Genomic DNA, 6775 nt, shown 5'->3' with positions numbered 1-6775 from the left:
GAAAAAGTCATCACCGGCCGTCTGCCGATGCGGTCGGAGAGTGAGCCGGAAATCATCGCTCCAATGACACCGGCCGCTTCCAGCACAGAAAGAGATGCGCCGGCCAGCATCAGGCTGGCACCCTCCTCGGTCAGAAAAGTGGGCAGATAGGTCGAAACGCTCACGAAGGCCAGCGCGCGGGTTACCAGAATAATGGAGAGGGGAATCAGCACCGGGCGCATGGTGATGATGGCCTTCTTCCATGGGAGGGCTTGATGGCTTTCGGGATGACGACGCGGCAAGTGACGCAGCTGATAGGCCATCCAAAGCGAAACCAGCACACCTCCAACTGCCAGCCAGGGTGTCCGTTGAACACCCAGGGTGGAAACCGCCGCAACGATGATGATCGGACCTAGAGTACGTCCCAATTCACCACCGACCATCCAGAAGCTCATCCCCAGTCCCAAACGGCTGGCAGAAAGACGACCTGCCAACACCGGGCCGGTGGCGTGCAGGCTGGCAGAACTCAAACCGGCAATCAGCAACAACATGGCGGCAAGCCAGTAAAACGGTGCAATGCCCACCAGACTCATGGCGAGGGCGGTCAGGGCCGGGGTGAGGATGACGAAAATGCGCAGAGAGCGTCGGTCTGCCAGATATCCAATAAACGGTTGCAGCAGAGATGGAGCAGTACTGAACACCGAGAGCAGGCCGGCTTCGGTTTTGATCAGCGAGAATTTTTCAATCAATAGAGGCAAAAGTGGCGGCAGGAAAGCCTGATAGGTGTCATGCACGCCATGGGCGGCAGCAATGGCGCTGACTTTTCCGGCGCGGAAGGTTGATTCTCCGACTGCTGCAGTGCTGGCAGGCGCGGCTGTGATTTCTGTCTGGGAAGATGGATTCAAATGCTGCCTCGATGCGCTTGAGATGATGTTTGCTAAAGCTTATGCCTGACGGCGAATCTCGCCTTCAACCTCAAACGAGAGCGGTTTAGCGGGCGGGTGATCGCCGTAATCGGTCAGGTCTTCGATTTTGATGCGCAATTTCAAGGCGGGGGCGTGCGGGTTCTCGATAAGATGGCGCAAAATCATTTCGTCTGCCTGGACGCCAAACACTTTCAGCAATCGGCGGATGTCGTTGCGGCTGGTATCTTCCATGAGTTATCAGTTCTCCTTTGGCTGAGCAGAATGTGGAACAGGTCTATCTTAATCGGAAAATGAATATCAATCAACCCGTGCCAGCGGTTCTGTTAAGGTTTGCATTTTTTTGCGGCGTTGATCTACCCACAGCGCTACCACGGCGATCACGGTGGAAGTCAAAATAAACACAGCAGCGATGTGATAGGTACGCTGCAGTCCTCCAACCAACGCGGCGACACCCGCCAGGGTAATGTCGGTGCCGGACGGTAATCCACCCACCATCAGCACACTGGAGGTGAACAACGCGCCCATCAAGGGCAAGCCGGTGGTCTGCCCTAACGTACGGGAAAGCACCAGCAATCCAGAGCCAATTCCCAGCCTCTCGGGGGGAACGGTGCTCATGACGGCGTTGTTGTTTGGGGCCTGAAAAAGTCCCATACCGATGCCGAACAACAGGGTGCGTGGGAAGAATTGCAGCGGGGTCATTCCTTCTCGAACGGTGGAAAGCGCCAGACAGCCGGCCGCAATGGTAATCAGACCAAAAAGACTGATGAGCCGCGACCCAAAGCGGTCGGAAAGTGAACCGGCCAGCGGGGCAACAATCCCCATCCCAATCGGGTGCACCATCATCAAGAGGCCAATCATGGTAGAGGAAAGCTTGAGCACCAGCTGCAGGTAAAAAGGCAGAATGAACATGCCTGCCATGACAATAAAGACCAGAAAGGCCATCATCAAATTCATGCTGAATAAAATGTTGCGGAAAAGGCGCAGGTCCACCATGGGCTGGCTGATGCGGGATTCGAGCAGCAGAAAGGTTAGCAAACCAACTCCTGCAGCGGCCAGGCAGAGGGCAACAACTGGCTGGTTAAAACCGGCTTGCTGACCGTTGGTCATGCCAAAAGCATACAGGCCGAGGGTGAGAAAGAGCAACAAACCGCCCCAACGGTCAAATTGCTGATCTGGCCGGGCAGGGGGCAGACCGGGAATGAAGCGGTAAACAATCAGCAGGGCTGCAAGCCCGATGGGTAAATTGACCAGAAAAATCCAGTGCCATGAAGCCACACTCAAAATCAAGCCGCCCAGCGGCGGGCCGAGGGCAACCCCAATCGAAACGATGCTGCCCATCATTCCAAGAGCGCGGCCGCGTTCCTGAGCAGGGAAAATTTGGGTGATGATCGCAATACCCAGCGCCTGAGTGAAGACAGCCCCCAACCCCTGCACGGCGCGGCAGACGATCAACCAGTAGATATTACTGGAAAGCGCACAAAGAACCGAACCAAAGGTAAAGAGTGCCAGCCCGATCAGGTAAAGATATTTCTTATTGAACATATCCCCCAGCCGGGCCGCTCCCAGCAAGAGCGAGGTAATCACCAGGATGTATGCCAGAATCACCCACTGAACGGTAGCAAAACTGGCTTCGAAAATCTCTACAAAGGCTGGCAGGGTAATATTGACGATGCTGGAGTCAAGGGTTGCCATCAGCACGCCCATACCGACCCCGGCCAATGCCAGCCAGCGGGCGGAGGAATTTAAACTCGAAGGTGGATTGGTTTGCATGAGGAGACCGGTAATGAAGTGCGGACGGGCTGGTTAATTGCCCAAAGAGTTCATCCCTCGGGAATGAAACAAAAGCCGTTTTCAGTGCGGGCGATGAGTTGTGGATTCTGGGGGTCTTCTTCCAGTTTATTTTGCAGGCTGCGAATCGTATTTTCAACCAGCGCCTGAACAGTGCGCTGCGGCAGCACTTCTCCGCCCCAGCCGGCCTCGTACAGGGTGAGGATGGGGACCTCGGAGTAGACGTTATCCATCAAACAGGAGAGCAGTCGCGCTTCGGTGGGGTTGAGATCAATCATGATGCCGCCCCGCACGAGCGTGTTATTATCCAGATTCAATTGATAGTTGGAACTCCAGCCCGAAGGTGTGGGCGTTTCCTGTGGGGGAAGGGTGCGGGCAACCCGGTCAATCCGTTCCAGCAATTTGGACATGGCAAACGGTTTGACGATGTAGTCATCCGCGCCCATGAAGTAACTCTGTTCCATAATTCCGGCGTCTGAAAGAGCGGTCAACATAATGACCGGGGCTGTGGAAACGCGTCGAATCGATTCCAGCACATTCAACCCATCAATTTCAGGCATCATGATGTCCAGCAGGATGATGTCGAAAGTTTCGTGTTCCAGCAAAGTCAGGGCAGCCTGACCATGCCCGGCGGTTTGGATTTTGTGTCCGGCTTTTTCGATAATCATTGTGACCAGTTGCCGGGTGTCGGCGTCATCATCCACCAAAAGAATTTTTAGTTTTCGGCCTGTTTTTGTGCTGGACATTGAAAATTCCTCCCGCTGCACGACGAACCCGCCTGAATTCTGGCAGCATGAATTCTTAAATACAACCCTAAGGGTTATTGTAGATATGAATCTCAAAAAAGGCAAGTGTAAGGGGCTTCATTCCGGCGCGGGAGAGGGTATGGTAAAATCTCTGGCATGGATAAGCGGGAAAATAATGTAGAAAAGGCATCTGCAGAGCAGCGCTTCTTGAAACTGGTGCGTGTAGCCGGTTCTCATCGTGAAATGGGACGGCAAATTGGTGAAGAATGCCGCCAGCAGATTCAGCACAGCATTGAGAACGCCCGAAAATTACTGGCCGATGCCTACGATACCCTTCAACTGGATTGGGAAGGCGCTCTGATTCAGGCGCGTAAGTATATGCCGTTTGCCGAAGAGCGTTATCCGCAATATGTTGAAGAACTGCGCGGCATGGCAGAAGGTGCAAATGTTGGCCTGGATGACCTCGGCATGCTGAATGCGATGGAAGCGGTAACAATGGATGCCCTCCATCTCACCAAATGTACCAGCATGGCGGTCAGCCAGGAGCGCACGACCAACGACCGCGTCCTGATTGCCCACAACGAGGACTGGCTGCCTGAGGATGAGACAGATGTGTACCTGATTCATGCCAGACCGGATAATGAACCGCCTTTTCTGGCAATGACCTATGGCGGATTGCTGCCCAATATCGGCTTCAATGCATACGGAATTGCCCAGTGCTGCGACTCGGTCTATCCGACCGACAGCCGGATTGGCATTCCGCGCATTATTGTTTCGCGTGCTGTACTGGCAGCCCGCACGCCGGGTGAAGCCATCCGTCACATGCTGGCTCCGCACCGCGCCGCCGGTTACAATCATTTGCTGGCACACGAAAGCGGAGAAATGTATTCGGTGGAGGTTTCTGCGCGCCAGTTTGCCATTCTCCCGGCAGAAAACGGCGTACTGGTACATACCAATCACTATCTCGATCCTCAGATGCGGGTCATTGAAAGCGAACCGGATGAATTAATCAGCACACGAGTGCGTTATTTGCGCGCCAAACGTCTGCTGGCTCAGCAGGAAAAGCACACCATCCGCTCTTTGCAAGCCATTCAAAAAGATCATGTCAATCATCCGGACTCGATTTGCAATCATGCTGTGATCGGTGACCCGCTCGACCGGGAAAAGACCATAACCGCTTTGACGATTGACCTGACCAACCGACAAATGCACGCCTGCTGGGGCAACCCGTGCAGCAGTATATTTTCTACTTATCAACTGGATGCCTGAGAAAGGATTAACTGAAATTAAGACTATGGAAAACGAGAACCTGAAACCTGAGCGCCGTTCGCTGGCAGAGTATCTGTCCGTCACTTTGCGCGGTTTTTTGATGGGGACAGCAGATGCCGTACCGGGAGTATCCGGCGGGACGGTGGCTCTGCTGGTGGGAATTTATGAGGAATTGATCCAGTCCATCCGCGAGGTGGCGGATTTGCGCCATTTACAGCGAGTCTTCCGGCTGCAATTCAAAAGTTTGCTGGACGAACTGCCATGGAAGTTTCTGCTGGCGCTGGTGCTGGGTATCTTTGCGGGAGCGGTTAGCCTGGCACACCTGCTGGAAAATCTGCTGGAAACCCAGCCCTTATTTGTGTGGGCTTTCTTTTTTGGGCTGGTGGCGGCATCGGCGCTGGTGGTTTCACGGCGGGTGCGGGTGTGGAAAGCCGGCAATTTGTTACTGCTAATCGCCGGAGCAATTATCACCTATCTGGTGGTGGGGCTGGTGCCGATGGATACGCCGGATACCTGGCTTGCCTTTTTCCTGAGCGGAATGATTGCGATTTGCGCCATGATCTTACCCGGCATCTCCGGCGCGTTTATTCTGGTTCTGTTGGGCAAGTATCAGGACGTTCTGGCAGCCGTAACCGGCCTGGATATCCCCCGGTTGGTGGTATTTTTACTGGGAGCGGTGGTTGGAATTTCGTTATTTTCCCGTGTCTTGGGGTGGCTGTTCCGACGCTTTCATGATGCTACCATCACCCTGATGATTGGGTTGATGATTGGTTCGCTGCGAAAGTTGTGGCCCTGGAAGATGGAACTAGCAACTGCCGATTTGGCTGAGCCCTATATCAATATCCTGCCGGTGTGGGAAGGGCAAACCATGCTGGTCATCGCTATGGCGGTTGCGGGGTTTGGCCTGGTGGTTGGATTGGAAGGTCTGGCTGGCCGCCGGAAAACGGTTACCAATCCATTGCCTGTCCCTGCCGCGGAGGATTGATCCATGAGATACCGCTCTGCTCCATTTGCCCATACTTACTCGATTGTCGCTCGTGACCCACAGACGGGTGAGATGGGGGTGGCGGTGCAATCCCACTGGTTCTCGGTGGGTTCCATCGTTGCATGGGGAGAAGCCGGGGTTGGGGTGGTCGCCACGCAGGCGCTGGTACAGGTCGCTTATGGGCCGCAGGGGTTGGCACTCCTGCGGGCAGGCATTCCCGCACCGACTGCTTTGCAAGCTTTGCTGGCGGCTGATGAGGAACGCGAGGTGCGTCAGGTGGCCATGCTGGATGTCGCCGGGCGGTCTGCGGTGCATACCGGCTCGCGTTGCGTAGCGGAAGCCGGTCATTTTTTGGGAGAGGACTTTTCGACCCAGGCCAATATGATGGCTTCCGCAACGGTGTGGGGTGCCATGGCAGAGGCTTTCCGCGGCACAAAGGGCAATCTGGCAGAACGGCTGATGACTGCACTGGAAGCGGCTCAGGCAGAAGGCGGGGACTTGCGCGGTCAGCAGAGCGCCTGCCTGCTGGTGGTGGCTGGTGAACGCACCGATCAACCCTGGGAGGGCGTGCGGGTGAATTTACGGGTGGATGATCACCCTCAGCCGTTAGCAGAACTACGCCGGCTGTTGACCGTGCATAGCGCTTACGATTGGATGAACCGAGGGGATGCCTTGTTGGGGGCTGGCGATACCGAAGCGGCCATGCAGGCCTACCGCAGCGCGGCTGATTTGCTGCCCGAAAATGAAGAAATTCTCTTCTGGCAGGCGGTTACTCTCGCTGATTTAGGACGTTTGGAGGCTTTGCCAATCTTTCAGGCTGTATTTCGACGAAATCCGCTCTGGAAGGTGATGGTGAAACGCCTGCCGCCAGCTGGTTTAATGCGGGCTGATGCGGAAGTCATCGAAAAAATCACCGGCATAATTGGCGAGTAACCCGTTTTAACGGTCTGGCACAAAAGTTGCAAACTGAACGGAAGGGTATAATAAATTCATCGTGCTTGACTCTGTGCTAAAGGCTTGCCAGTGTTCGATCTGACCGTTTTCAAATACAATCGTCTGCAGGGTAAAGAAGAGAGCGATTT

General features: G+C 54.8%; 7 protein-coding genes. 3 read left to right on the top strand and 4 right to left on the bottom strand.

Annotated elements, in window-relative coordinates; translation table 11 throughout:
* The 4 genes from VAE48_RS14510 to VAE48_RS14495 form a co-directional block, all read right to left on the bottom strand.
* On the bottom strand, positions 1-884 hold an 884-nt coding region (locus VAE48_RS14510; RefSeq protein WP_322794045.1), incomplete at its 3' end, for an MFS transporter.
* 39 nt (positions 885-923) lie between these two features.
* Positions 924-1136: a hypothetical protein gene (locus tag VAE48_RS14505; protein ID WP_322794044.1), complete on the bottom strand. Its 213-nt coding sequence runs from the start codon at positions 1134-1136 to the stop codon at positions 924-926.
* 66 nt (positions 1137-1202) lie between these two features.
* The gene (locus VAE48_RS14500; RefSeq protein WP_322794043.1) at positions 1203-2675 is read right to left on the bottom strand and encodes an MFS transporter; all 1473 of its coding nucleotides are present in this window, start codon (positions 2673-2675) and stop codon (positions 1203-1205) included.
* Between the two features lie 50 nt (positions 2676-2725).
* Positions 2726-3439 carry a response regulator transcription factor gene (locus VAE48_RS14495; protein WP_322794042.1) on the bottom strand — a complete coding sequence of 238 codons (714 nt, stop codon included), beginning with the start codon at positions 3437-3439 and terminating at the stop codon, positions 2726-2728.
* A gap of 156 nt (positions 3440-3595) precedes the next feature.
* Here VAE48_RS14495 and VAE48_RS14490 point away from each other — a divergent pair, with 156 nt between their 5' ends.
* From VAE48_RS14490 to VAE48_RS14480, 3 genes are read left to right on the top strand one after another with little or no spacing between them, the layout of a single operon-like run.
* A complete protein-coding gene (locus VAE48_RS14490; RefSeq protein ID WP_322794041.1) occupies positions 3596-4708 on the top strand; it encodes a C45 family peptidase in 1113 nt (370 codons plus the stop codon).
* A gap of 25 nt (positions 4709-4733) precedes the next feature.
* A complete protein-coding gene (locus tag VAE48_RS14485) occupies positions 4734-5693 on the top strand; it encodes a DUF368 domain-containing protein (RefSeq protein ID WP_322794040.1) in 960 nt (319 codons plus the stop codon).
* Between the two features lie 3 nt (positions 5694-5696).
* Complete coding sequence (locus VAE48_RS14480; RefSeq protein WP_322794039.1) at positions 5697-6626, top strand: DUF1028 domain-containing protein; 930 nt, start codon at positions 5697-5699, stop codon at positions 6624-6626.
* Positions 6627-6775: the final 149 nt, after the last annotated feature.

Source organism: Bellilinea sp., from assembly GCF_034432615.1.
Classification (GTDB): domain Bacteria; phylum Chloroflexota; class Anaerolineae; order Anaerolineales; family Anaerolineaceae; genus Bellilinea.
This window is presented reverse-complemented; position numbering and strand designations above follow the sequence as displayed.

Coding starts and splice junctions, on each gene's coding strand:
- VAE48_RS14505 (WP_322794044.1), bottom strand. CDS start 1,136: ATGGAAGATACCAGCCGCAACGACATCCGCCGATTGCTGAAAGTGTTT.
- VAE48_RS14500 (WP_322794043.1), bottom strand. CDS start 2,675: ATGCAAACCAATCCACCTTCGAGTTTAAATTCCTCCGCCCGCTGGCTG.
- VAE48_RS14495 (WP_322794042.1), bottom strand. CDS start 3,439: ATGTCCAGCACAAAAACAGGCCGAAAACTAAAAATTCTTTTGGTGGAT.
- VAE48_RS14490 (WP_322794041.1), top strand. CDS start 3,596: ATGGATAAGCGGGAAAATAATGTAGAAAAGGCATCTGCAGAGCAGCGC.
- VAE48_RS14485 (WP_322794040.1), top strand. CDS start 4,734: ATGGAAAACGAGAACCTGAAACCTGAGCGCCGTTCGCTGGCAGAGTAT.
- VAE48_RS14480 (WP_322794039.1), top strand. CDS start 5,697: ATGAGATACCGCTCTGCTCCATTTGCCCATACTTACTCGATTGTCGCT.